29 protein-coding genes and 1 tRNA gene are annotated in these 26,031 nt (G+C 58.1%); 12 read left to right on the top strand and 18 right to left on the bottom strand.

The window, feature by feature from the left end; all coding sequences use genetic code 11:
- Window positions 1–76: 76 nt before the first annotated feature.
- Both UM93_RS01335 and UM93_RS01330 read right to left on the bottom strand, forming a co-directional pair.
- Window positions 77–1,675 (bottom strand): solute symporter family protein, encoded by a 1,599-nt coding sequence (locus tag UM93_RS01335; RefSeq protein ID WP_045073195.1) that lies wholly within the window; start codon window positions 1,673–1,675, stop codon window positions 77–79.
- Complete coding sequence (locus UM93_RS01330; protein ID WP_045073194.1) at window positions 1,675–2,067, bottom strand: DUF485 domain-containing protein; 393 nt, start codon at window positions 2,065–2,067, stop codon at window positions 1,675–1,677. Before UM93_RS01330 ends, UM93_RS01335 begins: the two co-directional genes overlap by 1 nt.
- A gap of 199 nt (window positions 2,068–2,266) precedes the next feature.
- Between UM93_RS01330 and UM93_RS01325 the strand changes: the two genes are divergently transcribed.
- Genes UM93_RS01325 through UM93_RS01310 form a run of 4 tightly spaced genes read left to right on the top strand, consistent with a single transcriptional unit; the run spans window position 2,267 to window position 6,283 of the window.
- Window positions 2,267–3,520, top strand: coding sequence for a histidine kinase (locus UM93_RS01325; RefSeq protein WP_045073193.1), 1,254 nt, complete (start codon window positions 2,267–2,269; stop codon window positions 3,518–3,520).
- Window positions 3,521–3,561: 41 nt separating this feature from the next.
- On the top strand, window positions 3,562–4,335 hold the full coding sequence (locus UM93_RS01320; protein WP_045073192.1) for a LytR/AlgR family response regulator transcription factor: 774 nt from the start codon (window positions 3,562–3,564) through the stop codon (window positions 4,333–4,335).
- Entirely contained in the window at window positions 4,332–4,787 is a 456-nt protein-coding gene (locus UM93_RS01315; protein WP_234399354.1) for a hypothetical protein, read from the top strand. Before UM93_RS01320 ends, UM93_RS01315 begins: the two co-directional genes overlap by 4 nt.
- Entirely contained in the window at window positions 4,784–6,283 is a 1,500-nt protein-coding gene (locus UM93_RS01310) for a sodium/solute symporter (RefSeq protein ID WP_045073190.1), read from the top strand. Before UM93_RS01315 ends, UM93_RS01310 begins: the two co-directional genes overlap by 4 nt.
- On the opposite strand, the gene UM93_RS01305 is transcribed toward UM93_RS01310, so the two are convergent.
- The 7 genes from UM93_RS01305 to UM93_RS01275 form a co-directional block, all read right to left on the bottom strand.
- On the bottom strand, window positions 6,255–6,830 hold the full coding sequence (locus UM93_RS01305; protein WP_045076680.1) for a DivIVA domain-containing protein: 576 nt from the start codon (window positions 6,828–6,830) through the stop codon (window positions 6,255–6,257). The genes UM93_RS01310 and UM93_RS01305 overlap by 29 nt on opposite strands.
- A gap of 31 nt (window positions 6,831–6,861) precedes the next feature.
- Window positions 6,862–7,770, bottom strand: coding sequence for a phosphatidate cytidylyltransferase (locus UM93_RS01300; RefSeq protein ID WP_045076679.1), 909 nt, complete (start codon window positions 7,768–7,770; stop codon window positions 6,862–6,864).
- Between the two features lie 389 nt (window positions 7,771–8,159).
- Complete coding sequence (gene frr, locus UM93_RS01295) at window positions 8,160–8,717, bottom strand: ribosome recycling factor (RefSeq protein WP_045073188.1); 558 nt, start codon at window positions 8,715–8,717, stop codon at window positions 8,160–8,162.
- 44 nt (window positions 8,718–8,761) lie between these two features.
- Entirely contained in the window at window positions 8,762–9,502 is a 741-nt protein-coding gene (gene pyrH, locus UM93_RS01290; protein WP_045073187.1) for a UMP kinase, read from the bottom strand.
- A gap of 170 nt (window positions 9,503–9,672) precedes the next feature.
- Complete coding sequence (locus tag UM93_RS01285; RefSeq protein WP_045073185.1) at window positions 9,673–10,140, bottom strand: SRPBCC family protein; 468 nt, start codon at window positions 10,138–10,140, stop codon at window positions 9,673–9,675.
- A 2-nt stretch (window positions 10,141–10,142) separates the two neighbouring features.
- Window positions 10,143–10,481, bottom strand: coding sequence for an ArsR/SmtB family transcription factor (locus UM93_RS01280; RefSeq protein ID WP_045073183.1), 339 nt, complete (start codon window positions 10,479–10,481; stop codon window positions 10,143–10,145).
- Window positions 10,482–10,577: 96 nt separating this feature from the next.
- Window positions 10,578–11,486, bottom strand: a complete 909-nt coding sequence (locus UM93_RS01275; RefSeq protein ID WP_045073182.1) for a LysR family transcriptional regulator — start codon at window positions 11,484–11,486, stop codon at window positions 10,578–10,580.
- Between the two features lie 266 nt (window positions 11,487–11,752).
- On the opposite strand from UM93_RS01275, the gene UM93_RS01265 reads away from it, so the two are divergent.
- Window positions 11,753–12,619: a PhzF family phenazine biosynthesis protein gene (locus UM93_RS01265; protein ID WP_052663492.1), complete on the top strand. Its 867-nt coding sequence runs from the start codon at window positions 11,753–11,755 to the stop codon at window positions 12,617–12,619.
- 99 nt (window positions 12,620–12,718) lie between these two features.
- Here UM93_RS01265 and tsf read toward each other — a convergent pair whose 3' ends face one another.
- Both tsf and rpsB read right to left on the bottom strand, forming a co-directional pair.
- On the bottom strand, window positions 12,719–13,567 hold the full coding sequence (gene tsf / locus UM93_RS01260) for a translation elongation factor Ts (RefSeq protein WP_045073177.1): 849 nt from the start codon (window positions 13,565–13,567) through the stop codon (window positions 12,719–12,721).
- 160 nt (window positions 13,568–13,727) lie between these two features.
- Window positions 13,728–14,636 (bottom strand): 30S ribosomal protein S2, encoded by a 909-nt coding sequence (gene rpsB, locus UM93_RS01255; RefSeq protein ID WP_045073176.1) that lies wholly within the window; start codon window positions 14,634–14,636, stop codon window positions 13,728–13,730.
- A gap of 577 nt (window positions 14,637–15,213) precedes the next feature.
- Between rpsB and UM93_RS01250 the strand changes: the two genes are divergently transcribed.
- Window positions 15,214–15,570 (top strand): M23 family metallopeptidase, encoded by a 357-nt coding sequence (locus UM93_RS01250; RefSeq protein WP_234399353.1) that lies wholly within the window; start codon window positions 15,214–15,216, stop codon window positions 15,568–15,570.
- A gap of 51 nt (window positions 15,571–15,621) precedes the next feature.
- Here UM93_RS01250 and UM93_RS01245 read toward each other — a convergent pair whose 3' ends face one another.
- Window positions 15,622–16,812 (bottom strand): acyl-CoA dehydrogenase family protein, encoded by a 1,191-nt coding sequence (locus UM93_RS01245; RefSeq protein ID WP_045073174.1) that lies wholly within the window; start codon window positions 16,810–16,812, stop codon window positions 15,622–15,624.
- A 303-nt stretch (window positions 16,813–17,115) separates the two neighbouring features.
- On the opposite strand from UM93_RS01245, the gene UM93_RS01240 reads away from it, so the two are divergent.
- The 6 genes from UM93_RS01240 (at window position 17,116) to UM93_RS01215 (ending at window position 22,028) form a co-directional block, all read left to right on the top strand.
- A complete protein-coding gene (locus UM93_RS01240) occupies window positions 17,116–17,547 on the top strand; it encodes a DUF1761 domain-containing protein (protein WP_045076677.1) in 432 nt (143 codons plus the stop codon).
- A gap of 145 nt (window positions 17,548–17,692) precedes the next feature.
- Window positions 17,693–19,072: a DUF4434 domain-containing protein gene (locus tag UM93_RS01235; protein ID WP_082056963.1), complete on the top strand. Its 1,380-nt coding sequence runs from the start codon at window positions 17,693–17,695 to the stop codon at window positions 19,070–19,072.
- A gap of 448 nt (window positions 19,073–19,520) precedes the next feature.
- Complete coding sequence (locus UM93_RS01230; protein WP_234399352.1) at window positions 19,521–20,105, top strand: TetR/AcrR family transcriptional regulator; 585 nt, start codon at window positions 19,521–19,523, stop codon at window positions 20,103–20,105.
- The gene (locus tag UM93_RS01225) at window positions 20,102–20,500 is read left to right on the top strand and encodes a cupin domain-containing protein (RefSeq protein WP_045073171.1); all 399 of its coding nucleotides are present in this window, start codon (window positions 20,102–20,104) and stop codon (window positions 20,498–20,500) included. The genes UM93_RS01230 and UM93_RS01225 overlap by 4 nt, the downstream gene beginning before the upstream one ends.
- Window positions 20,497–21,087, top strand: coding sequence for a DUF4865 family protein (locus UM93_RS01220; RefSeq protein WP_045073169.1), 591 nt, complete (start codon window positions 20,497–20,499; stop codon window positions 21,085–21,087). The genes UM93_RS01225 and UM93_RS01220 overlap by 4 nt, the downstream gene beginning before the upstream one ends.
- Window positions 21,084–22,028: a phosphotriesterase family protein gene (locus UM93_RS01215; protein ID WP_045073168.1), complete on the top strand. Its 945-nt coding sequence runs from the start codon at window positions 21,084–21,086 to the stop codon at window positions 22,026–22,028. The genes UM93_RS01220 and UM93_RS01215 overlap by 4 nt, the downstream gene beginning before the upstream one ends.
- Here the strand turns inward: UM93_RS01215 and UM93_RS18105 are convergent.
- The 6 genes from UM93_RS18105 to UM93_RS01190 all read right to left on the bottom strand — a co-directional run bounded on the left by UM93_RS18105 (window position 21,955) and on the right by UM93_RS01190 (window position 25,991).
- Complete coding sequence (locus UM93_RS18105) at window positions 21,955–22,137, bottom strand: peptidoglycan-binding domain-containing protein (protein ID WP_157874068.1); 183 nt, start codon at window positions 22,135–22,137, stop codon at window positions 21,955–21,957. The genes UM93_RS01215 and UM93_RS18105 overlap by 74 nt on opposite strands.
- On the bottom strand, window positions 22,131–22,646 hold the full coding sequence (locus UM93_RS01210; RefSeq protein WP_045073166.1) for an AAA family ATPase: 516 nt from the start codon (window positions 22,644–22,646) through the stop codon (window positions 22,131–22,133). Before UM93_RS01210 ends, UM93_RS18105 begins: the two co-directional genes overlap by 7 nt.
- Before the next feature lie 66 nt (window positions 22,647–22,712).
- Complete coding sequence (locus UM93_RS01205) at window positions 22,713–22,928, bottom strand: hypothetical protein (protein WP_045073164.1); 216 nt, start codon at window positions 22,926–22,928, stop codon at window positions 22,713–22,715.
- Window positions 22,929–23,533: 605 nt separating this feature from the next.
- Window positions 23,534–24,280, bottom strand: a complete 747-nt coding sequence (locus tag UM93_RS01200; RefSeq protein ID WP_157874067.1) for a hypothetical protein — start codon at window positions 24,278–24,280, stop codon at window positions 23,534–23,536.
- Window positions 24,281–24,653: 373 nt separating this feature from the next.
- Window positions 24,654–24,727 (bottom strand) — tRNA-Ile (locus tag UM93_RS01195).
- Between the two features lie 79 nt (window positions 24,728–24,806).
- Entirely contained in the window at window positions 24,807–25,991 is a 1,185-nt protein-coding gene (locus UM93_RS01190) for a glycosyltransferase (protein ID WP_045076675.1), read from the bottom strand.
- Between the last annotated feature and the right edge of the window lie 40 nt (window positions 25,992–26,031).

The raw sequence follows: 26,031 nt of genomic DNA, 5'->3' as shown, positions 1-26,031 counted from the left end.
GTCGTTTGCTAAACATTCGCCCGGAATGAAGGCAGTTTGGTGGGGGCTGGCGATGCATCGCCAGCCCCCACCAAACTCAGTGTTCAGTTGCTTTCTCGGCCCCTAGTCCAGTCAACGATCGGACCTCCATCTCCGCTTGCTTGACCGGATCCTCCTGCCTTCGGTCGAAGATAGTGGCCAACCATCCCAACAGGAAGGCCAGGGGAATCGAAACAATACCCGGATTCGACAGCGGGAACCAGGCGAAATTGGCAGCTGGGAACATTGCCTTGGCATTACCCGAAACCACCGGGGAAAATACGATCAAGACGATCGCCGTGATCAGCCCGCCGTAAATACTCCAGAGCGCTCCGCGAGTGGTGAAGCGCTTCCAGAACAGTGAGTACAGAATGGTCGGCAGGTTAGCGCTAGCCGCTACCGCAAAGGCCAGTGCAACCAGGAAGGCAACATTCTGCCCGTTGGTGCCGATGCCACCAATAATCGCCACGATGCCGATTACGATCACCGTCCAGCGGGCCACTTTCACCTCGCTGCCGGGTTCCGGTTTGCCTTTCTTCAGCACCGAAGCATAGATATCGTGTGAGAATGAGGCAGCTGCGGTGATGGTCAGACCGGCCACCACCGCCAGGATGGTGGCAAAGGCAACGGCGGCAATGAAACCGAGCAATACCGGTCCGCCGAGCGCGAAGGCCAGCAGCGGTGCGGCCGAGTTCACCCCGCCAGGAGCCGCCGCAATATCCTTCGGACCGATCAAAGCTGCAGCCCCATAACCCAAGACCAGGGTGAAAAGATAGAAGATGCCGATCAGCCAGATCGACCAGACCACTGATTTGCGCGCCTCTTTGGCGGTTGGCACGGTGTAGAAGCGCATTAACACGTGCGGCAAGGCGGCGGTCCCAAGCACCAGGGCCAGACCGAGCGAGACGAAGTTAAGTTGGCTTGTGCTGGAGACGCCGTACTCTTTCCCGGGGTTAAGCAGGGTTTCCCCGCCTGCACCGGCTTTCGCGACGGCCGCGTCCATCAGCCCGGAAAGGTTGAAACCATGAAGCGAGAGCACCCAGATGGTCATCACCGCGGCGCCTGCGATCAGCAAAGCAGCCTTAATGATCTGCACCCAGGTAGTGCCTTTCATGCCACCAATCAAGACATAAACGATCATCAGGGCACCGACCACGGTGATCACGAGTGCTTGCCCGGTCTTATCGCCAATGCCCAGCAAAAGCGAAACCAAGGCGCCCGCACCGTTCATTTGCGCCAAGAGGTAGAAGAAGCAGACCGCCAGGGTCGAGATCGCGGCGGCTATCCGCACGGGTCGCTGTTTCAGCCGGAACGACAGCACATCAGCCATCGTGAACTTGCCGGTATTACGCAGCAGTTCCGCAACCAGCAAGAGGGCAACCAACCAGGCGACCAGGAACCCAATTGAATACAAAAAGCCGTCATAACCATTCACCGCGATCGCACCGGTAATGCCTAAGAAGGACGCGGCCGATAGATAATCTCCGGCAATCGCCGTGCCATTCTGCGAACCGCTGAAGGAGCGACCAGCGGCATAATAATCTGCTGCAGTCTTATTGTTCCGGCTAGCGCGGAAGACGATGACCAGGGTGATCGCGACGAAAAGCGCGAAGATCAGAATATTGATCCAGGAACTGCTCTGCATTGAAGCGATCATCAGCGCACCTCCCCCGATTCCGGAGCTCCACTACCGCGCTCCCCAGCAATGGTGTTATTTTCGATTTCCTCCCGTATTTCAACGGCCAACGGATCGAGTTTTCGATTCGAATAGATGACGTACCAGGTGGTGATGCCGAAGGTGGTGACAAACTGGAGCAGGCCAAAAATCAGCCCAATATTGATTGAGCCGAACACTTTGATCGACATGAAGCCATGCGCGTAATCGGCGAGCAAAACATACAGAAAGTACCAGAGCAGAAAAATCACCGCGAGCGGGAAGACAAAGCTGCGATGCCGTCTCCGCAACCGCTGGAATCGTTCCTCACCCTGAATCGCGACAAAATCCGGAGCGACAGCTCCGGAATCCGCGAGCTGACTTGGCTGAGCCATGATGTCTCCTTCGACATTGATCGGTATCTGTGTCCGCCGCACTTCGACGTGCCCCTCGGCGAAACTGTGATGCGTCTCACTATTCCGGAGATTCTTGAGCTGGCGGACCGTGTCCGACTTTGCAGACGACGAACGGTGCCGGAAATGCGACCAATGACTCATCCAGGCTGGATTGCAAAGAACGGATTATGCTTGCAGCATGCCGGAGCCCACCTTCGCTGTCATTGCGTTGCTCATTGGCTTAGCCATCCTGGCAACTCTCTTGGCGCTGCTGGGATTTCGACTTTCCCGTTCGCATCGGGAGCTCGGCAGCGACGCTGACCGAGCCAGTTACACCACCCTGCATCTGGCCGCCCGGGCGGGTGAGCAGCTGCGCGCCGGACTACAGCCTGGCAGCGCGGCCAAAGCCGCAAAACAGCTACGCGCTCTGCTCGGTTGCGATGCCTTAGCTATCTCCGATACCGAGCAGATGCTGGCCTGGGACGGCACCCCACTGGCCCTTGAGCGCGGCTTCTCGGAGAGCTTCGCACTAGCCCAAAAGACCTTGCAGAGCGGCCGGAGCCAGGTTTTTCGGTTTCCCTATCGAGGATCCGATGCCGCTGTCCAAGCGCTCGATGAACGACTCACCAAAATGGGTCTACGGGCCGCCGTGGTGGTGCCGATCCGCTTAGACCAGCGAGTGATCGGCACCTTGAGCGCGCTGAGCAGCTCGTCGAGTTCCACGAAATCCGCTCCTTCCGCGGGACTGGTCCGAGCCGCCAATGAAGTCGCGGACTGGGTGGCCGGGCAACTTCAACTAGCCGAACTTTCGGCCTCGAAAACCTTGCTCATGGAGGCTGAAGTGCGCGCACTACGTGCCCAGATCAGTCCACACTTCATCTATAACTCGCTCAATGCGATTGCCTCTTATGTGATCACCGATCCAGAACGCGCCCGGGAGCTGCTTGTCGAATTCGCCGACTTCACCCGCTACTCGTTCCGGCGACATGGCGACTTCACCACGGTTGCCGAAGAACTCCGCTCAATCGACCGCTACCTTTTGCTGGAGCGGGCTCGATTTGGTGACCGGCTGCAGGTCAGCCTGCAAATTGGTCCCGAGGTATTAAGCACCCTGATCCCCTTCCTCAGCTTGCAACCCTTGGTGGAGAACGCGGTGCAGCACGGCATTGAAGCAAAAGCTGGGGTGGGACACATTAAGATCACCGCACAGGATTCTGGTGCCTATGCCCAGATCACCATAGAAGACGACGGCGTCGGCATGGACCCAGCGCAACTCGCGGCTGTGCTGGCCGGCCAGGCCGAGGGTGACCATATTGGTTTGCGCAATGTGGATGCCAGGCTGCGGCAAGTTTATGGTGAGGACCACGGACTGGTAGTGGATACCGGACCGGATGCTGGCACTCTGATTACGCTCCGAATCCCGAAATTTCAGCCAGAACATTCCCTGGACTGAGCTCGACAGCCTCGCTATGCTCACTCGCTATGCTAGGGGGCATGGTCAGTGTGGACAGCACCCCGGCGGAGGGCTTGCAGGTGGTAGTAGCCGACGACGAGCAACCCGCCGTCGACGAGTTGAGCTACCTGCTTGCCAAGGACCCGCGAATTGGCCGAATTTATCCGGCTAATAGTGCCACCGAAGCCCTGCAACTTCTCGAAGCACACCCGGTCGACGCGCTTTTTCTGGATATCCACATGCCTGGGCTTGGGGGCTTGGAGCTGGGTAGGGTGATTAGCCGCTTTGCCAAACGGCATCAGCCGGCCGTGGTTTTCGTGACCGCCGATGAGGAAATGGCCCTAGAAGCTTTCGAGTTGGCCGCGCTGGACTATCTGCTCAAACCGGTGCGATTGGAAAGGCTGAAGGCCACCGTACAGCGGATTATTGAACAGCTGAGGCCCCGGTCCGAGACTGAGGAATTGACTAGCAGTGGGGAGCTGATTACCGTCGACCAGGCCGGGGTCACCAAAATGATCCGCCGCTCAGAGGTGCGTTATGTGCAGGCCCAAGGCGATTACGCGCGGCTGCACACCCCTGATGGCAGTTATCTGATCCGAGTGCCCTTGAGTGAATTGGCTGAGCAATGGCAGCCCGCTGGCTTTCTCCGGGTGCACCGTTCCTACCTAGTTGCGATGAGTCATGTGCAACAAGTTCGGCTGAGCAAAGGTAGCGCTTCGGTCAGCATCGGCGAAAGCCAGTTGCCGGTCAGTCGAAGCCATCTGCCGGAATTGCGCGAACGGATGTCTGCCAATCGCTTAAGGCCACGCGGATGACCGAAGCCAATGCGAAGCCCGGCGCTGACCAGTCCAGTGCCGATCAATCAAATCCCAACGAACCAGGCACCGAGCAGCTGCCAGCCCCGGCGCTGGGACGCACCCGGGTTACGGCACAACGTGCACATGCCGTGGTGAGCGCAGAATTTCCGGTCGCTAAGGAACTCGATGAGCAAAGCGGCGTTGGTCGATTGTTGATCAGTTCGCTGATTCGGGCTCAGCTTCGACTCTCGCTTGTGGTCGGCGCTGGCTTCCTGATTTTGCTGGCTGCAGTGCCGACCGCTTTGGCGCTCTTTCCTGAGCTGAAGTCAATCACGCTCTGGCACATTCCGTTGCCCTGGTTGCTGCTCGGAGCGGCTCTCTATCCGGTGATCTGTCTGTGCGCCTGGCTCTATACCCGCACGGCCAAGCACGACGAAGAGACCTTCCACCGATTGGTTTCTGATCAATGAATCCGCTCAGCATCACCACCATCGGATTGGTGGCGCTGGCAACGGTAGTGGTTGGCGTCTTCGGGCTACGCATCTCTCGGACCACCAGTGACTTCTACGTCGCCTCACGCACCGTTAAACCCTGGTGGAATGCCTCAGCCATTGGGGGTGAATACCTTTCCGCAGCCAGTTACTTGGGGGTCGCTGGTCTGATCCTGCTCTCCGGCCCTGACGGTCTGTGGTACCCGGTGGGATACACCGCCGGGTACTTAATGTTGTTGCTCTTCGTGGCCGCGCCGCTACGCCGCTCCGGCGCCTACACCATTCCGGACTTTGCCGAATTCCGGCTGGCATCCCAGTCGGTTCGCAAGGTGACCAGTTGCTGCGTGATCTTAATCTGCTGGTTGTACCTCGTTCCGCAATTGCAGGGCGCGGCTCTCACTGTGAGTATCACCGCCGGGCTACCGAGCTGGTTAGGACCGCTGATCGTGATCTCGGTGGTCTGCGTCGTGGTGATGACCGGTGGCATGCGCTCCATTACTTTCGTCCAGGCCTTCCAGTTCTGGCTAAAATTCACCGCGTTGGCGGTGCCTACGGTCTTCTTGCTGATTGTGTTGATGGGTAATCCGCAAAGTCCTGAGCAGGCGGCTGATGCCTTCCAGATGGCAAGCATCCAGGGAGCAAGCAGCCCCTTGCGGACTATTTCCCTAATGATTGGCTTGCTCTTTGGCACCCTCGGACTACCGCATGTGCTGGTGCGCTTCTACACCAATCCGGATGGCCATTCCGCGCGTCGCACTACTCTCATCGTGCTGCCGTTACTCTGCCTGTTCTATCTATTGCCCACCACGCTTGGCACCCTCGGCCGGATGCACCCCACCGGAGGTAAAGCCGATGCCACCGTGTTGTTGCTGCCTTCGCAGCTACTACCCGGACCAGTCGGCCAAGCGCTGACCGCACTGGTGATTGCCGGGGCTTTCGCGGCTTTCCTTTCCTGTTCCTCTGGACTCCTAGTGTCATTGGCTGGTGTCGTGAGCCAAGACCTCTTCGGCGGAAGCGTGCGTGGTTTCAGGTTGGCCGCGGGGATCGGTTCCTTGGTTCCGCTCGCGGTCTCACTGTTCGCTGATTCCAGTGCGCTGGCGAGCAGCATTGGTGCCGTCTTCGCGTTCACCGCCTCGACTCTGTGCCCGCTCTTGCTACTTGGCATCTGGTGGCGTGGGCTGACCGATGTGGGCGCCATTGTCGGCATTGCGGTGGGAGCAGTGCTGTGCGGCGGTGCCTTACTCTTCGGTGGTCTATTCGCCATCGGTGTGTCGCCATCCGCTGGCGTTGTGGCCGATTTATTGGCGCAGCCCGCTATTGTGACGGTGCCTGCGGCTTTTCTCGCGATGATTGTGGTGTCGAAGCTGACGCCACATCGCTTGCATAGTTCGGTGGCGAAAATTCTCGCTCGATTGCATACTCCGGAATCGCTGAAAGCGGCCGAACTCAGTCGATCGCGGCCATCAACTCGATGACCCGATCCAGAAAAGCGTCAACTTGCTGTTCCTCGTAGCCTTCTTTGCCGCGCGCTGAGCCAAAGACCGCACGCCTAACGGTATCCACGCTCAACGGTTTATCCTGCTCAAAGTAGTCGAGCAGCTGGTGACATAAAGCATCGACATCGGCGGTCTGATAGCTCCGAGCATTCCGACGCGGTCGTCTAAAACGTTCGCCATCCGGACGGTGCAGACGCGCCCGTAACACCCCAGAGAGCCGACCGATCTGAGCGAGCCAGGCGTCCTCACCTTTAGCGGCAATCAAAGCGTCACGTTCTTGTTGAGCAAAAACGTCCTCTAGCCGGTCAAGAGCCGCATCCACTTCCTGCGGCTGGTAACCGCCGCGCACCGCATCAAAGGTCATTTCCCGCACATCGCGAGAGCTCAGCGACTTCGGCGACTGCTCGGTGGAGGTGTAAATAGCCCGCGCCTTTGCCAGGAACTGGTCGACTTGCTTGGTGTTATAGCCATAACTGGCCCGGTCGACCCGGGCAAACGGTGCCGTCGAGGTCCGTTGTTGTGTAATCTCCGCCACGTCGTTATCTTACCTTTCGCCGCTAAAGCAGCCCAAGCGCGGCAAAAACCAGGAATGCCATCGGGGCGGCAAAAAGAATCGAATCCAGACGATCCATGATTCCGCCATGACCCGGCAGGATGCTAGACATGTCTTTGACGCCAAGCTCGCGCTTCACCATCGACTCGGCCAAATCGCCTGCGGTGCCAGCGGCAACTATGGCCACCGCTAGCACGATGCCGAACCAGAAGGGCCTATCGAGCAGGAAAATCGCTGCCAGTACACCAATGATGAGCGCACCAAGTACCGAACCTGCGAAGCCCTCCCAGGACTTTTTGGGGCTGATTTTCGGTGCCATCGGATGCTTGCCGAAAAGTGCTCCCACCAGATACCCGAAGGTATCGCTGGCGACTGTCAGCAGCAACATGGTGGATACCTGCAGAGCTCCTTGTCCAGCAGGCCAGCTCTGCAGTTCCAGTACACTGGCGAGATGGTTCGGCTCACGCAAAATCAACACCGAGAAACTCAGCAAAAAAGGTACCCAAGCCAGTATGAAGGTACCGGCGAAGATGCTCTGACCGGCTCCGGGGACCGGGTCGAGGGTGCGCCATACCAGGACCGCTAGCGAACAGGCGACCAAGGCGAATAAGAGCCCCTCAGTGCCCACATAATAAGCCGAGACCGGCATCGCTAGCACACCGACCATAATGGGCAGCAGTGGCACCGCGACGCCTCGTTGCAACAGCGCTCGGCTCAGTTCCCAGACGCCAAGGGCAGCGGCCAGTACGACCATGGCCAGGAAGGCCGGTGGGTAAAACAACAAGCCACCAAGCACCACAATGAGTAGCGGTAGGCCGACCCCGATCGCGGCCGGTAAGTTACGGCCGGCCCGCGATGTCTTTTCTGGCTCGGCTGGCGGGGGTTCCTCCGCCGCTTTGCTCGGCAGTGCCAGCGTCGGTTCGGTCACCGGCGCGGCGACAAAGGCAGCCCGTGGAATTTCCGCCAGCGGACCCGAGTGCCGGGGAATTTCAGGTACCACTCGACCCTGATGGGCAGGGACCGCCGGAATCAGCCCGGTGAAGGACGACTTCCGGAGTTGCTGGCTGCGTGTCCCGGGCTGTGGCTGAGCGGTGGCGGTGGACTCATCCGATCTGGTCGGTGATTGCTGGGCCGCCGCTTGCCTTGACTCGGCGGTCGGGGCTGCCTCAGCGCCAGCCTGCTCTGGCGTGGAGTCCGCCTCGGCCCCTCGCTGCTGCCGGGCAGCCTGCTTCTGCGCCTCACGTTCAGCAGCGCGCAAAACCCTTCGGCTGGGCAGGGCAGGCGGCTCGGGCGTTTGACTCATCAGACCTCGAGCAGTTCGGCTTCTTTGCGCTTGAGCAATTCGTCGATGTTATCGGTATGCGACTTGGTGAGGCCGTCAAGTTCCTTCTCAGCCCGCGCACCCTCATCCTCGCCAGCTTCGCCATCCTTGACAATTTTGTCCAGGGTTTCTTTGGCTTTGCGGCGGATGTTGCGGATCGAGACCTTGGCGTCCTCGCCCTTGGCTCGCACGATCTTCACATAGTCACGACGACGCTCTTCGGTGAGCTCGGGGATCACCACACGGATAACATTGCCATCATTTGAGGGATTTGCGCCGACCTCAGAGTTACTCAGTGCTTTCTCAATATCAGCGAGCGCGCTGCGATCATAGGGACTGATCAATAAGGTGCGCGCTTCGGGGACTGAGAACGAAGCGAGCTGCTGCAAAGGCGTCGGCGTGCCGTAGTACTCAACCATCACCTTGGCGAAGAGGCCGGGGTTGGCTCGCCCGGTGCGTACCGAGCTGAAGTCCTCTTTGGCTACTTCAACGGCCTTGTCCATCTTCTCTTCGGCCTCGAGTAGGGTTTCTTCAATCACTGGTTTCCCTGTTTCTTTCGATAGTAAAACTGCTCATCTTCATCCTACGGCGTGACCAGGGTTCCTAAGTCTTCTCCCCGAATTGCCTTGGTGACATTACCATCGCCCTCCATACCAAAGACCAGCATGGAGAGATTATTGTCCTTGCAGAGGCTGAACGCGGTCTGGTCAAGCACCCTAATGTCGCGCTGTAATGCCTCGTTATAGGTCAAGCGGTCCAGCTTGACCGCGGCGGGGTCTTTCCTCGGGTCAGCCGTATAGACGCCATCCACGCCGTTCTTCGCCATCAGCACAATATCGGCGTGCACCTCGAGTGCCCGCTGCGCGGCGACCGTGTCGGTGGAAAAATAGGGCAAACCGGCACCAGCGCCAAAGATCACTACTCGGCCCTTTTCGAGATGTCGGATAGCGCGCCTCGGAATATAGGCTTCAGCCACCTGGCCCATCGTGATGGCGCTCTGCACCCTGGTCTCTACCCCAGCCTGTTCAAGGAAATCTTGCAAGGCCAAGCAGTTCATCACGGTACCGAGCATGCCCATATAGTCGGCACGTGAACGGTCCATACCGGATTGCGAAAGTTCTGCGCCGCGGAAGAAATTGCCGCCGCCGACCACCACGGCCACCTCAACCTCGCCGACCGTTCGCGCGATCTGCTCAGCGATTCCGCGCACCGTTGCCGGATCAACACCGAGCTTGCCGCCGCCAAAAACCTCACCCGAGAGCTTTAATAGCACCCTTCGTTTAGTCTTGGCCGGGATGTTCAAGGGTTCTTTGCTGCTCTCCATGGCGCCTTCCCTGGGACTCTCAGTGCTCTTGTGGGGCTTGAGCTAGATTATCCTGTTCTCGCCCTAGCGAGCGAACTCTGGGCAAGCACTTAGGCGTCTCGCCCACGGCTGAGCCTCCGGTCAGCTCTCGGCGAGCAGTCCTGGAGGCCCAACAGCGGGAGTTTCGAAGGCTAGCTGAGCAGCTCCTCGAGACGTTCGTACGACTCTTTGACCCCGTCAGCCATCCCCGACTGCAACATCATTTCCCGTACCTCGGCAGAGGGATAGGTGGCAGTCGAAGTGAGCCGGGTACGACCCTCGCCCAGGTCCTCGAAGCTCGCGGTCTCGACGCTGACTGCGTCCAGAGCGCCCAAGAACTCAAAGGTCTGGATAATCAGTTCATCGGTCCGCACCGTGTGGAAGGTGCCACGAAAACCATATTCGGTGCCATCGCTATCGATATGAAGATAGGCATAACCTCCGCCGCTCACCGCATTCCATTCGGAGATTTTCATCTCTAAACGACGCGGGCCAAGCCACTGCGCGACCAGTTCAGGCTCGGTGTACGCCTCAAACACCCGCGCGAGCGGGGCGTTCAGTTCTCGGATCAGGGTGATGTTCTGGGTTCCTGATTCGGCAATAACTTGTAATTCAGTCATGATCAATCCTTTTCGTTAGTGAGCAGCGCTTCCAGTCGTTGGAATTTTTGCTCCTGCTCGGTGCTGTATTCATTGATCCAGGCGGTCAGCTGAGCCAGGTTTTCTCTGATCAAATGGCATGGTCGACGCTGCGCTTCCCGGCGTCGACTGATCAGACCGGCGTTCTGCAACACCTGCAGATGCTTCGAGATCGCTTGCAGGCTGATGTCGAAGGGTGCGGCCAACTCATTGACGGTGGCATCGGAAATCGACAACCGCGCGATGATCTGGCGACGGATCGGGTCACTCAATGCTGCAAAGGCTCGATCCAATTCTTCAGCCGTAAGCTGGTTCTGATGCATATTCAACCAATCTTTTTATCAACCAATCGATTGATAACATAATCAAAGCAGTTCCGAAACACTTTGTCAACCAGTTGATTGAATAAGAGGCAGGCCTTAGCTTGCCATCAACGGTATGGTCACGCACTCGTGTAACAACTCAACCGCTCGCTTACCAATTGGGCGGTGAGCAATAGAGTCCTTGACCAATACCGAGATTTGCCGGATCGGCTCCGGATCCACCACCGGAATAGCGCAAACTGCTTCTGGCAGCTTGCGGGCCGCCAGGCTAGGCAGGATGGTCACCCCAATCCCCGCAGCCACGAAAGCGATCGCGGTGTGATGATCCTGAGCCTGCACCAGGAATCGCGGCGAGAAACCTGCCGCATCACAAGCCCCCATCATCACCTGACGGCAATGCCCATCGACGAAGTCGTTATCCACCCAGGCCTCCTCGCGCAATTCGCGCAGCGGCACCTCGCCTGCACCCGAAAGCCGATGGGAGCGGTGCACTACCGCAACATAAGGATCATCGGCCAGCGGCAGCTGCCGGTACCCCTTAGGAACGGCTCGCTGATGGTACTGAGACTGCACGATGACGTCGATATCTGGCAGGATCGGCTGCTGACCGGCCGGCAATTCGTTGAGGTTCAACTCCAACCTCAATTGCGGGAACTCGTCCATTAATTTGCGCGCCATCCACGGCACCCAGGTGGAACCAGCTGAGGAGAAATAGCCCAAGGTGAGGCGTCCGGTGACCCCCTCGCGCAAATCGGCAACCACCCCGGCCAACCGTCCGAGACTGGCGATCACCTCGTCACTCTCATTCGCCAGGGCGGTACCGTAGGAGGTTGGTACGATACCGCGTCCTGCCTTCTCAAAGAGCGTCAGACCGGTCTCACGCTGCAGCAAAGCCACCTGCTGACTGATCGCCGAAGGTGTGTAACCGAGATGAGAAGCTGCTGCCTGAATCGAACCATTAGCAATCACTGATCGCAGAATGCGCAGTCGATGTGGGTCTAACATGCTGCGATCATACAGCAATGCTTCATTGTTTGATAGAAATAATCGCTTGTGCTGAACAGTTGCTCCGTCTCACCATGGAATATGAGAACTTTTCAGGGATGGTTTAAAAATCAAACTAGGCGATCCGCGCTCAGCCAGGGGAATGCCGGTTTTCCGCTTGGCGCGCACACTCCGGCCGATCGGGATAATCTGCGGATCTCCCACGAGTTGCAGGCCTTGCAGCAGCATCGCAGCACCCCCACGAACGCAAAGGACCGTAAATAATAGTGAGCGAAGTTGAAGCCGCCCACTCCCCCGAGATTAAGCGCTACGCGGCATTCACCCGGCAGGGGCGCGGCGGGAATCCGGCGGGCGTGGTGCTGAACGCGGATGAGCTAGATGATGAGGCGCGGCTCAGCTTGGCGGCCCGGCTGGGTTATTCAGAGACCGCCTTTGTGGATCATTCCGATGCACCCGGGCACTACCGTTTGCGTTATTTCAGTCCGCAGGCGGAGGTTCCCTTTTGTGGTCATGCCACCGTGGCCACTGCCGTCGCGCTCAGTGATCTCAACGGACCAGGTGATTTCAGTTTCGAAACGCTGGCCGGGAAGATCACCGTGCAGACCCGCGCTGGCGCTGATGGCACCACCGCGACGCTACGAAGCGTTGCGACCCATGTTCGTGAGGTGAGCCCGGACGCCTTGCAGGCCGCGCTGCAAAGCCTGCACTGGCGAATTGAGGATCTGGACCCAAGATACCCAGTCCGGATCGCTTTCGCTGGGAATGATCACCTGGTACTCGCGGTGGCGCACCACGAACTACTCAGCGAGCTGGATTACGACTATCCGGCCTTGGAAAGCCTGATGGCAGCGCAGGGGTGGACCACTCTACAACTAGTCTGGGCAGAAACTGAGCTACTGTTCCACGCCCGCAATCCCTTCCCTCCGGGAGGCGTGGTGGAAGATCCAGCCACCGGAGCAGCCGCAGCTGCCTTTGGCGGTTATTTACGCGAGCTAGGGATCCTCACACCACCGGCGAAGCTAACCATCCGGCAAGGTGCCGAACTTGGCCGGCCTAGCGAACTGCTCGTTGAACTGAACCCGACTGACTCTACCGTGCGAGTCACCGGGGTGGCCGCAGAAATCAAGCACTGACAGGTGCCCACGATTGACAGAAAATAGCCGCCCCGCCTGAGTCTCAGGCGGGGCGGCTATTTTCTGCTGAAATTATTGCCCTAAATATTGCTTTAGAGCTTAGGAGCCGACTCGGAACCGGGCGAAAGCAACCGGCGTAGCCTTAGCTTCCTCGAGCACCTGAGCGATGCTCTTCTTGGCATCCTTAGCGAACGGCTGGTCGAGCAGCACGTTCTCCTTGAAGAAGCCAGTCAACCGGCCTTCAACGATCTTGGCCAAGGCGCCTTCCGGCTTGCCTTCGGCACGTGCGGTCTCATCGGCGATGCGACGCTCGCTCTCCACCAGTTCCGCAGGAACCTCGTCGCGGTTCAGGTAGTTCGGGGTGTAAGCAGCAATGTGCACGGCAACGTCGTGAGCAGCAGCAACAACCTCATCACCTTCGCCCTCGACAGCGAACAGCACGCCAACCTGGGCGGGCAGGTCCTTCGACGTCTTGTGCAGGTAAGCATCAACGGTTGCACCGGCAACCCGAGCCAAGCGGCGCACAGCCACCTTCTCACCGAGCAGGGCACCGGCTTCGATCACCAGTTCGGAGAGCGGCTTGCCCTCGACATCGGTGCCCAGCAGGCTATCGACGTCTTCAGCGCCGGAGCTCACAGCAGCGGCCAAAACTTTATTGGAGAATTCGATGAAGGGGGCCGACTTGGCGACGAAGTCAGTCTCGCAGTTCACCTCAACCATTACGCCGACCGACTGCTGACCTTCGGTCTGAACGGTGGCGGCAACCAGACCCTCAGCGGTGGAGCGGCCTTCGCGCTTAGTAGCACCCTTGAGACCCTTAATACGGATCAGTTCGAGCGCCTTCTCGGCGTCGCCGTTAGCCTCGTCCAGCGCCTTCTTAACATCCATCATGCCAGCGCCCGTGCGCTCGCGGAGAGCCTTAATATCAGCGGCGGTGTAGTTCGCCATGTGAACTCCTCGGTTATCTGTGAGTTGTCTATTGATGAGTTTCGATTAGGAGCAGTTGCAAACTGCGGAGGCAAAACCTCTGGTCGCAGAACTCTGCCGGAACACCAACCCGTTGTGGCGTGGCTAGTATCCCGGCAGCGTTCAGCAGTTAGTGCTTGTCTTACTTCTCTTCTGCCGGAGCTTCTGCTGCCGGAGTTTCCTCGGTGAAGGCTTCGGCAGCCTTCTCAGCTTCGGTGCCGGTGATGACCTCAGCAGCTTCCTCAGCGGAAATCGCCTCTGATTCGCTCTGCGCAGCGGCGTGACCCTCGAGCAACTCACGCTCCCATTCAGCCATCGGCTCGGCGGCGGTAGCGCCCTCCTCGGAGCCGGTCGCCTTGGAGTTACGAGCGATCAGGCCCTCGGCGACGGCGTCAGCGATAACGCGGGTGAGCAGGTTGACCGAACGAATGGCATCGTCGTTGCCCGGGATCGGGAAGTCAACTTCATCGGGATCGCAGTTGGTGTCCAGGATGGCTACCACCGGAAGGTTCAGCTTCTTAGCTTCGTCAATGGCCAGGTGCTCCTTTTTGGTGTCAACAACCCACACCACCGAGGGGACCTTGGTCAGGTTACGGATGCCGCCGAGGTTGGCTTCCAGCTTGGTCAACTCACGCTTGAGCAACAAGAGCTCTTTCTTGGTGTGACCAGAAGCGGCAACGTCCTCGAAGTTGATCTCTTCGAGTTCCTTCATCCGCTGGATCCGCTTGGCAACGGTCTGGAAGTTGGTCAGCATGCCACCCAACCAGCGGTGGTTGACGTAGGGCTGGCCAACGCGGGTAGCCTGCTCAGCGATAGCTTCCTGGGCCTGCTTCTTGGTGCCGACGAACAGCACGGTGCCGCCGTGAGCCACAGTGGCCTTGACGAACTCGAAAGCGCGGTCGATGTAAGACAGCGACTGTTGCAGGTCAATAATGTAGATGCCGTTGCGCTCGGTGAGGATGAATCGCTTCATCTTCGGGTTCCAACGACGGGTCTGGTGACCGAAATGTACGCCGCTGTCGAGCAGCTGGCGCATAGTTACGACGGGCATGCCGACGCTCCTTCAGGTTGAATTTTTACGGTTATTCCTAGTGTCCAGATGGCCTCTCCTCCGCCGAAATCACTGTCATAGACACTGGTTTCAAAGGACCGAAAGAGGCACATCCCCGGTCATCGGTCAAACCGATGCGCCGTGGAAATAGACACGCGTAGTCAACGCACATTACGCGCGCTGCGGTATTAAGTGTACCGCACGGCCCCAGCCGCGCATGCCACCATGCTCGGAGAAGTCCCAGCCCCCTCCAACAACTCCGGCCCAGCTATACATATTCATGAGGTTCATCAGATTCATCACATAGCTTCCCTTCGCCCTTGGCAGTCTCGGCGATCCCACCGAGGCTAGGAGGATGAGAACAATCATCACCAATCGGGCGCGAAAGCCATCAAAGTTACTGATGATTTTGACTTGCTGTCTCCTACTGTCGTTGGCGGCCTGTCTTGGACCGGGCGATTTCGCCCAGGCAAGTGCAGCGCACTCCGGCAGGTTTCAGACGAACTTTCGACAAACCGGCTGGAGCTGGCCACTTCGGCCAAAACCTCTACTACTCAGAGGCTTTGATCCACCGGCGATGCCCTGGCTGGCAGGGCATCGCGGCGTTGACTTGGCTGCATCCCAGGGCAGTCAGGTACTCGCACCGGCCAACGGCGTCATTAGCTTCGCCGGGCTGGTGGTCGACCGACTGGTCATCACCGTTGATCATCAGAACGGTCTCAAGAGCAGTTTCGAACCGGTGGAAAGCTCGCTACCACTCGGCACCGCGGTCAAAGCCGGTGACCAGATTGGTCGACTCAAAGGTGCCGGGCACTGCAGTTCCCAAGACTGCCTGCACTGGGGAGTGCGAAGCGGCGAGAACTATCTCAACCCCCTACTGATGCTCGGAAACCGGCAGCCCTCCGTCTTACTACCGCTCGTACCCGGCGGCTAACCCGGCGGGTACGAGGGCCACGCTTCTGGCCGGCAGCTCCTTGAACCTCGACTAAACGATCGCCGAAATTCCGGTAATAGCACGCGCGGTGACCAAGGTATTGATCTCATAGGTGCCTTCGTACGAGTAAATCGCCTCGGCATCGGAGAAGATTTTCGCCATCTCGTAATCGGTGACAATCCCGTTGCCACCGAGCAAGCTGCGGCCCAAAGCGACAGATTCGCGCATTCGCGCCGTGGTGTAAGCCTTGGCCAGGGCCGACTGCTCATCCTTGGCTTCACCCTGATCTTCAAGCTGCGAGAGCCGGACCATCATTGACATCGACGCCACCGCATTGCCCAGGATCTGGACCAGCTGATCCTGTACCAACTGGAAAGATGCCAGGGGGCGACCAAATTGAATCCGCTCAACGGCATAGCGGCGAGCGACATCGAAGGTTGCCAACTGTTGACCCACAGCCTGCCAAGCCACCGCAAGACGAGTAACCTTCAGCACTTTATTGGTATCCCTGAAAGAGTTGCCATTGGCGAGCTTGAACTCATCCGGAACCACCACGTTCTCCAGCGTGATATCCGCGTTCTGCACGCTACGCAAGGCGATCTTGTTCTCAATCTTGCTGGCCGAGTACCCCTCGGAGCTAGTGTCGACAAGGAAAGCCTTGACTTGGTTATCCGCCTCGTCGCGAGCGTAGATGACTACCCAATCGGAGAAAGTCGCATTACCAATCCAGCGCTTGGCACCGTTGAGGATCCACTTGTCGCCTTCGCGGCGCGCAGTGGTCCTGGTGCCGCCCGCAACATCTGAACCGCCGAGCGGCTCGGTGAGGCCGAAAGCGCCGATCTTTTTCATCGCGTAGATATCAGGCAGCCATGCAGCTTTTTGCTCCTCCGAGGCAAGCGCCTCGATTGACCCGGTGAAGAGGCCATCGTGGACACCCATAAACGTTGCGATCGAGGTATCCGCTCGGGTGAACTCAGCATGCATTAGACCGGCAAAGAGATTGCTGTAACCCTGCCGACGCACCGGACTCATCACATCAAGTTCGGCGATCTTGGGGATCAGGTCCATCGGGAACTCTGCGCGGTTCCAGTAATCCACAGCGATGGGCTTGACCTCTTTGGCGAGGAAATCGCGCACCTGCTGCAAGCGTTCGCGCTCGGCATCGCTGAGCAACTGCTCAAAGGAGTAAAAGTCACCGTCCGCGTACGGCAGGTCATTGACATCTACAACTTTTTTAGACATAGCAATCCTTTGCGGCGAAATAGGTAGGTTACTTATGAGTAACCTACCTCAGATCGAGCGCCTGGTAAAGCATCCGAAGGCAACCCTACAAGGTCGCCCTCGAGCCAGCAGGCACTAGCCTCGCCAAAGCCAGAGAACCCAGGGACCTCAGGGAACTAAGGGAACCCAGGGAACCCAGGGAATGTAGAGAACTCAGGCAGTTGACCTGGCGGCACGATCAAGCCCGCCCCCCGCTTCGCGATAAATTAACGCTAAGCAGAGGTATGATCTGCTCAGCTTAGAGAAAATCGAGAGAGGTCGATGATGATCCCGCAAATCAATTACTGGGCTGTTCTCCTCGCCACGCTCTCTTCGATGCTGGTCGGCTCCATTTGGTACACACCAAAGGTGTTCGGTAACTATTGGATGAAGGCTGCTGATGTCAAACCTTCGGGCCAGGCCAAAGACGCCATCGGCCCCATCGCGGTAACAGTTGTAGTGAGCTTTATAACCGCCTGGGTTTTGGCCGGAGCAACCTTCATTTCCTGGAAATTTTACGGCGGAAGCTACCTGCTCAATGCCGTCGTGACAGCCGTTGTACTGTGGGCTGGTTTCACTGCAGCACGATTCATCACCCATGATGCTTTTGATCGCCGAACCGTTGGACTGACGGTGCTTAACATTTCGCATGAGCTCGTCACGGTACTAGTGATGTCAGTCATTATCGGCGTCTGGCCGGCCTCCGGAACGGTCTAGATTTCGCCATTTTCTCGACGGCGATCTGTCATCCTCGCACGGAAAAATATTCAATAGTGAACTAAACGATAAAGCCACTGAGAATACAAACTATTTACTCTCCTGAGCTCTAGAACGGCCCGGGCAAACAGAGTAAATTCATGCCATGAGAATGACCGCGGCATTCCTCTGTTCGGTATTGCTGCTGCTCGCCCTCAATGGCCTAGCTGCGACGCCTGCGCAATCCGCTAGCACCCCGCCACAATTCTCTTCCAGCTTGCTCAGCTCCGGCCAAGCAGCCTCCTGGGACCAGCTCCGCTGGGATCGAGAGCTCGCCGCAATTCAGCGCCTCGGTATCGGCTCAATAGTTCTCACCGCCTCACTCTCGGATGCCTCAGTTGATCAAGCAGATAGCGGCCTCACCGCGAAAACCGCCTACTACCCAACGACCCTGAGTGGCTACCACATTGCCACCGCGAATGGTGCCCCCGTCGACGTCGTCGGATCAGCGCTGCGGGCGGCACAAAAAGCAGGAATGACCGTCTGGCTTGGCCTGCAAACCGACAATCCCACCTGGTTCAGCAGCGGGCAACTCGATGCCAGCTGGCTAGCAACCCAAGCCGAATTGGCTGGCCGACTGGCTGAGGATCTATGGGCGCAGTACGGGGCGGCCTATCATGACACCATTGCTGGCTGGTATCAGCCCTACGAGAACAACAACTACGACGCCGTGGTCTCCACCGGTCTCAACCGGCCACTGATAATGCACAGCTTCTTTTTACAGCTCGGCGAGGCTATCGACGCTGTCTCCACCGCCGCTCAGCGTTCGCCGTTGCCGATTATGATCTCGCCCTTCTACTTCAGCGCACTGCCTAATAGCGCGGACTATCAAGAGTTCTGGAGAATCAGCCTGAGTGGTACCAGCATTGACGTGGTAGCCCTCCAGGTTTACGCGGACATGACCACCAGTTATCAGGAAACCGATAGCTTCCGCGCCGCTCTGATCAGCGAGTGGACGGCCGCAGTCTCCCGCGGTGTCGCTGCAGCAAATAACGGCGCGCAGACCTGGGCAAATATCGAGCTATTCCAAAGCAACCCAGCGATCGGGGCAGCGACAGTAAAGTACGCAGTCGAGGCGATGAAAGCGGCAGCACCCTATGTCACAGCCTTTACCAATTTCAGCTTTTCCCACCACTGGAGTCCTTGGACCATCGGCTATGACTGGTTCAGCGTCGGATATCTCGATTATCTAAGTGGCGGCGCAGTGCCGGTGGCTAGCGTCCCCAGTCCTGGCAGTCCAAGCATGACACTTTCCAGTCAGAACACAGCCAAGATCAGTTGGCGGATTCCAGCATCAACGCAGTATCACATTGTCTATTTTGAAATTTTCAGCATGGGAAATAATCGACAGCGCATCTCCACCGCCAGCTGGGACTCAAACAACATCACCATCCCTGCTGACTTTGGCACAAAATTGGCAATCCGCAGCGTAGACGCTGCCGGAAATGTCTCCAGCCTGAGCAGCATTCGGCTGCTGAACCGATAGCTCAACTCGCGAGCAATGGCCGGCAAGCCAGCGAACCTCAGTCAAGTTAGCGCTCAATAGCTCTCGGCAGCCGCCTCACAAAGCGCAGTCCCGCGTTAAAGTCCTGCTTAAACAGTTGCCTACCGGGAGCAGTTTTGCTTTTATTAGTGAGCCGAAGTAATTCGGCTGCGTCGGCTCTCCCCCCGAGCTGGGAACGCCAATGTTGTGTTCTGAGGCCTCCGTTTCCCCCAAGCGCGGAGGCCTCCGCACTAATCCCTGATGAACCCTGACGAAGTTGACTCACGGTCCAGCGGCTCCCTGGCAGCTCAGCAAAATTCACTTCTGAAACGGTCTTCACCTTGAGGCATTGGAAACGCTCGCCAGCAACAAAGGCGGAGCGCCGGATGGTGTTGAGTCGCTCAATAAACAAGTCTTTTCAATTTATTTTGTAACTACTAGTATGTACATTATGACGAATCTGGCACGCGATCGACTTATCCAAAGCACCCAGGAACTGCTCTGGCAACGCGGCTACACCGCGACCAGCCCGGCGGCCATTATGAAACAGGCAGCCGTTGGGCAAGGCTCTATGTACCACCATTTCAGCGGAAAAACCGAGCTGGCCGCTGAAGCCTTTAGGCTCTCCGCCGAGGCCACTTATCGCAAGGCTAAGCTACTACTCGACAACGGCACACCAGCCCTCGATCGAGTTATTAGTTACCTGTTGAGGCAGCGAGATGTCTTACGCGGTTGTCCGGTGGGCCGGATGGCCGAGGACGCTGAGGTGCTCACCACTCCAGAACTCTTCGAGATATTGCAATCGACCTTCAACCGGCTGCGGGCACTGATTTCCGAGGTGTTGAGCGAAGGGGTCTCGACAGCAGAGTTACCGACCAGCCTGGCACCGGCTGAGCTCGCTGACACGGTACTAGCAATAGTTCAGGGTGGCTACGTGCTGGCCAGGGCAGAGAACGATCCGGCACCCTTCGAACGCGCCGTAAACGGTGCGGTGGCACTACTGCGCGCGGCCGCCGATGGGCAGGCTCGTTCATGAGGGCCGTCGACATGACCCCGACCACCTTCACCGATGACCCCCGGTTCACCGGTTCGGTGAGCGGGGCGGACTTCATCCCCAGCACCGACACCGCCTTGCACGCCTTCGTGGTTTCTTTCGAAGTCAATTCCCGTACCGCTTGGCATAGCCACGCCAATGGCCAGCTACTGATCTGTATCTCAGGGCACGGTTTTGTTGGCACTCGGGACGGACAGCAGTTCGAGCTCTCTCCGGGTCGAGCGGTCTGGACCGAGCCGGGTGAAGAACACTGGCACGGGGCTAGCCAGCACAGCGGAATGACACATCTCGCGGTGCAGACCAGACCGAGGGACGGGCAGCAACAAGAAGTTGATTGGCGGGAACCAGTCACCGATGAGGAGGCGAAAGCCGAATGAACGGCGCGGAAATTTCCTGGCTCGCCCAGTATCCACTTCGACTACCGGCCGATTATCAGATGGAAATCATTAGACGACGAGTCCGGGAACGAGGCTCGGCGCTTGACCAACGTGAAGGCCTGGGCTTGAAGTTCTACGCTATCCGCGAGGCGACCCAGCACGGTTCAACCGTCAACGAGTACGCACCTTTTTACTTTTGGCGGCAGGCCCAGGCAATGGCCGATTTTCACTGGCGCGGCGGCGGCTTCCAGGGAATCATTAAGGACTTCGGCCGACCCGCGGTACACAGCTGGCTACCGGCCACTATTAGTGGTTTCGAGCATTTCCCGGAGTGCAGTGCTGATCATCCGCTTTACCTCACGCTCCGCTCTTCCGAGTTATCGGCCGAACAGGAGTTGGGTTCGCAAGTGGCACAGCTCGTCGAACTCACCGAAAACCGGCACACTGCCACGGAAGCGCTGGGGTCAGCGCTGGGCGTCAATACCGAACGCTGGCAAAGCCTGCAGCTGGCGCTATATCACGACGTGCCCGAGCCAGAGACCGGCGACATTCTCTATACCGTACTTCACGTCAGCGCACCGCTATGAGCATCGTTCGAAGCATCCTGGGCGATTTGAAGAGCGACACACTCGGGGTCACCAACTCCCACGATCATCTGTTCTTCCGTTCGGAGAAACTGCCTGGCCAGGAGCTGCTGGATAGCCAGCTCGCCGAGGCGGAAGTGCGGGCCTTCCAGGCCGCGGGGGGCCAGAGCATTGTGCAGTGGACCCCGGCCGGTTTGGGGCGGCACCGTGCCGAGCTGGCGGCAATCTCTCGACGCACCGGCGTACATTTGCTGAGCGCCACCGGGCGACACCGCCGCGAGCACTACTCGATAGCGGAGCCTCCGCTATCGCTGGAAGCGCTGACCAGGAGGTTTATCGACGATATTCATGCCGAGGAGCTACCCAGCGGTCTGATCAAGATCGGCGTTGGCTTCCACCACTTGGACACCTTTGAGCGAACCTCGCTGGCAGCAGCCGCTGCGGCGCATGCCGCTACCGGAGCGCCAGTGGTGATTCATTTAGAACTCGGCTCTTCCGGTGCGCTGGTCCTCGACGAGTTGCTGGCCGCTGGGGTTAGCCCGATATCGATTGTGCTGGGGCACTTGGGTCGCAATCCCGACCCTTATTACCTTCAAGACCTGGCTCGCAGTGGTGTTTGGCTCGGCTTTGAGGGCCCCTCCCGCGCCAACCATGCCACTGATTGGCGGCTATTAGCTATCATCGAGGCCCTGGCCGCCGAACATCACTCGCAGTTGCTGCTGGGCGGGGACACCACCACCGCCGAGGCCCGATCGGTCAATTCAGGTCCCGGAATGCCCGCTCTGCTCACAACTACCGGGCAGCGGATCCGTCGGCTGCTGGGCGAAACGCTTTGGCAGGCGATCTTCGTCGACAACCCGGCCCGCGCTTTCAGCCTCCGGGGCCCATCTGCGGATAGCAAATCAAACTCCACACCTGGGGGCCGACAATTCCGTCCACGGTGAAGTTCCACTTTCGCTGAGTTGCAACGACTGCGTTGTAGGTCGCCGGACCAAAACTGTTATCAACGGCGAGCGGGGCGAAACCGACGTAGCGTGCCTGGAAATTCAGCAACTGCTGGATGTAGCCAATAAGATCTCATCGACAACTCTCGACAAAGCTAGGGAAGCGTCAATCCTCACTCCAGCTGCGGGGAGATCGACCTCGGTACGGTGCAAACGCTCGATGAGTTCGCGCTCCTCCCACCGCCCTCTCCCTCCCCATTCAGTCTCGTCCCGCTGGTCCAGCCTGCGCATTAAGGTCGAGCGGTCTACTGTCAGCACAAAGACTCCATCGAACAAATCAATAAATTCTGGGAAGTTCCTTGAGCCGCCGCAGAAGAACGTCACCGAATGGGAGTGGTCGACCACTAGCGCCCTCACCTTCTCGACGCACCAAAGGTGATGTTCATGAACGGCTACCCCCGTCACACCCTCACGGCGTTCGCCAGAAAATGGATCCCCCTGGTAGGCAAGCTCACGGTCACCGTGCACCACCTGGTAACCACGACGCTCAAGCTCGCGACCGACCGAGGTCTTCCCGGTCCCCGAAACGCCTTCGAGGAGATAATTCCGCACGCCCACAATGAGAACCTACTAAGAAACCGTTCGGACTGAGAAGAGATCCACAACAAAAGGTGGCGTTGGTGCTCAAATTTTGTGCTGCTCTTGCTTTCTGGCGAAGCGGTAAATGGCGTACGCGATCACAGCAATTGAGCCAATAAGCGGAACTAAGATCGCGCACGCCAGCACCGCGAACCTCCCGCGAAGCTGGAGGGAACGCCCGAAGATCAGCGCGACAGCTGCGACGACCCCGAGAACCCAGATAATCACCAGCAGGCCCTCCAGCAAGTTAAGGTTGAACATCTCTCACTCTTCGCTTTTGAAGCAGCTTCGTGGATACCTATGCAGGCTCAGCACGTTCTAGGAGGTCTGCTTGACGAAACTCCAGCGAACCACCGAAACGCCGAGATTATTGCAAGGCTTCACCCGGAAACTTTGCCCGTAGCCAACAGTGACGTAGTTACGATTCTGCACTCCGTTGGACACGCAAATGTAGTCGTAATAGATCTGCGTATCTGGCCGGGTGCCCGCACATGATCCGACTACATATCCGTCGGGTCCGCCGGTTGGCGGAGTACTGCAAGAGTTAGCAGCTGTTGCTGTCGCTGCCCCAGAAACGAGTATGCCGCCAGCAAGGGCCGTAATAGCGAGTAAGGTTCCTAATATTCGTTTCACCATGCGTTTTAATACATCACAAGGCGTAACTATCTGACAAGACTTAGCCTAGTTTCGAGCGTTGCAGCGGCCCGACACCGTATCAGGCGTCGGGCCACTTTCGTCGTGCTGAATTGCTCAACTGATCGGACTCGCATGAGGTCCTGGCCCAGCTGGCCGGAGCTACCGCTGAATTGGCAAGGCCTTCGGCGTGGGGAAGGTCTTAGTTCATTGGGCTTTCTGCTGGGGCCTTGTTACTGCACCTGGCCGATCTTGTTAGCAAACTCCTGCCAGGTTGCGCCGGCCTGGCCCTCCATGAAGTTTCGCATCGTGTCCTCGACTGACCCCCAGGATAGTTTGGGCCCGGTGGTGTGGACATTGAGCCAAGTCTTGGACGCTCCTGAAACGATGCGGAAGTTCATCACCGCGTCCTTCATGACTCCATCGATGCCGATGAAGGACACACCGTTGCTGCGCACCTCAATGACCTTGAAATGTCCGGGTGCGGGCAAGTCCGAGTGCAATGCTGCCGCATCGGACTGTAAGGATTTAACAAAACCGAGGTGGAAAGTTGAACCGCAGGTGAGATTGTTCATCGCCTTGTTCAGGTTGTTGTTTGTCCGGAGCCAACCACCATTCGGGGGCGCAGTATTGATCTTCTCATAGGTGACATCGGTGTAGTTATGAAGGGGGAAGACCGAGCCGAGCTGCGTTTTGGTCTTGGCCCAGATGTTATCGGCAACCTTCAGACCATAGGGGTCATTCTGGTACAGACGGCCCCACCCGGCGCTGGAGATCGGAATATCTTTGCCCATCTTGTAGGTATAGCCCGTGCCTTTATTCTGGTACGCGCCACACAGAGTCGTTCCCTGGGCCGCGTCTGCGTCCGGGGTGGTAAGGCCATCCCCTGGACCTGCGGCACTGGCCGAGGAGATCGGCCCCATCACAATCAAACCTAGAGTGATGGCAATGGCGGCGAGAGACTTCTTCTTCAACATCATTTCCTAACGTGGTGCTGCGACGGTTCACAGTCGTGTCAATATCAGATCAAACAGCGCCAGACGTACTGACGATATGTAAATCAATTGGCCATACTAACATGCGCTGAGATTACCCAGGCAAGGGGCGGGCTTGGCTGCAACCTCTTCAATTCGATCTATTGCTGCACTCTCGCCATTCAACAATCCGCTTTGGCTACCGCTCGCCCTGGAAACATGAGGTGTAGGCCGCTAAACCAGTCTTCTTGCTCAGCTCGACCGTCTGCCAGCCATCATTCGTGGGCTCTCGCTTGCGGCGGGCAACGATGGATCCACTCCGGTTCACTCAAAAGCAAAGTGCCCCTGCCCGGCGTTTCCGCAGGTCAGGGGCACTTTGTAGGGCTGCAGGGACTTGAACCCTGGACCAAAGGATTATGAGTCCTCTGCTCTAACCAGCTGAGCTACAGCCCCGCGTTGGCCCCCTGCGCAGCAGCGCGGAAACTCAACTTTCCCATCTTAGTGGAATCCGCTGGCGCTTGGCGCACCGCGTCTAAATGATCTTGTCCTCGTAGCTGGCACCGTAGTAGAGGTCCTCAAAGGTTTGCAGGGTTGCCTCAATGCTGTGCCGTTCAGCAACGGCACGACTCGCCGCTCCCATTGCCCGCTGCTGCTCGGCAGGCAAGGACAGAATCCGAGTGATTTTCTCCGCCAGATCCGTGCTATTGCCGGGTTCAAACAAGAACCCGTTCTTCTCGTCATCTATCAAATGAGGCAACGCCATAGCGTTCGCGAGCACCAGCGGCGTCGAGGCGCTGGCCGCTTCAAGAGAGACAAGTGACTGCAGTTCTGCGGTTCCCGGCTGCACAAATACCGCGGCCCGGATATAGGCCTTACGCAACTCTTCATCAGAGGCGGAACCCAGGAAAGTCACCTTATCGGCAATGCCCAATCGAGCCACCTGAGCCTCCAGCGCGGGCCGCACTTCGCCACCGCCAACAATCTCCAGTCGCGCTTTCAACTCGGCCGGCACCTTAGCAATAGCATCGATCAGCACGTCAACGTGCTTCTCTTCGGCAAGGCGCCCAGCGAAGAGCACCGAGGGACGATCCGAAGCTGCGAACTGCTCCCCCGGCTCCAACTCGTAGGCTGCGGCATCAATGCCATTGGAAACCGGCAGCACCTTGCGCAGGAAAGCATGGTCATGCATGGCCTTGGCTGCTAGCGGCGTCGGGGTGGTGACCACCGCGGCCTTACCCATGATCTTGCCCATATCGCGCCACGAGTTCTTCGCCACGATCTTGAGGAACCAGTCCGGGAAGGGTAGGAAAGGATTGAGGTTTTCCGGCATGAAGTGGTTAGTGGCGATCACCCTAATACCCCGGCGTACTGCCTCCTCAATGGTCGCCTTGCCGATCATGTAGTGGCATTGAATGTGCACCACATCGGGCTTCACCCGGTCGAAGAGCAAGGAGATGTCCCGTTTGATCTCCCAGGGGTAACACAGTCGGTAGGTGGGGTGAGTAAAAATAGAATGCGAACGCAAGCGATGCACCTGCGCCTCCGGGCGAATCTCGGTGAAACTCGGTCCGGTCTCGCTACGCGCGGCCAATACATGCATCTCGTGTCCCCGGGCGCCCATACCTTTAGCTAGGCGATAGCAGAACTGAGCTGCCCCATTGACGTCCGGCGGATAGGTATCCGCCGCGATCAGCACGACGAGTTTGTTCTCTGGCAGGTCCCCCGGCTGCTTTTGATGCTCTCTACTGTGCTTAGCT

Source organism: Psychromicrobium lacuslunae (genome assembly GCF_000950575.1).
In the GTDB taxonomy this organism is placed as follows: Bacteria; Actinomycetota; Actinomycetes; order Actinomycetales; family Micrococcaceae; genus Renibacterium; species Renibacterium lacuslunae.
Note: the sequence above shows the minus strand (reverse complement) of the source record. Positions and strands in the feature narration are given on the sequence as shown.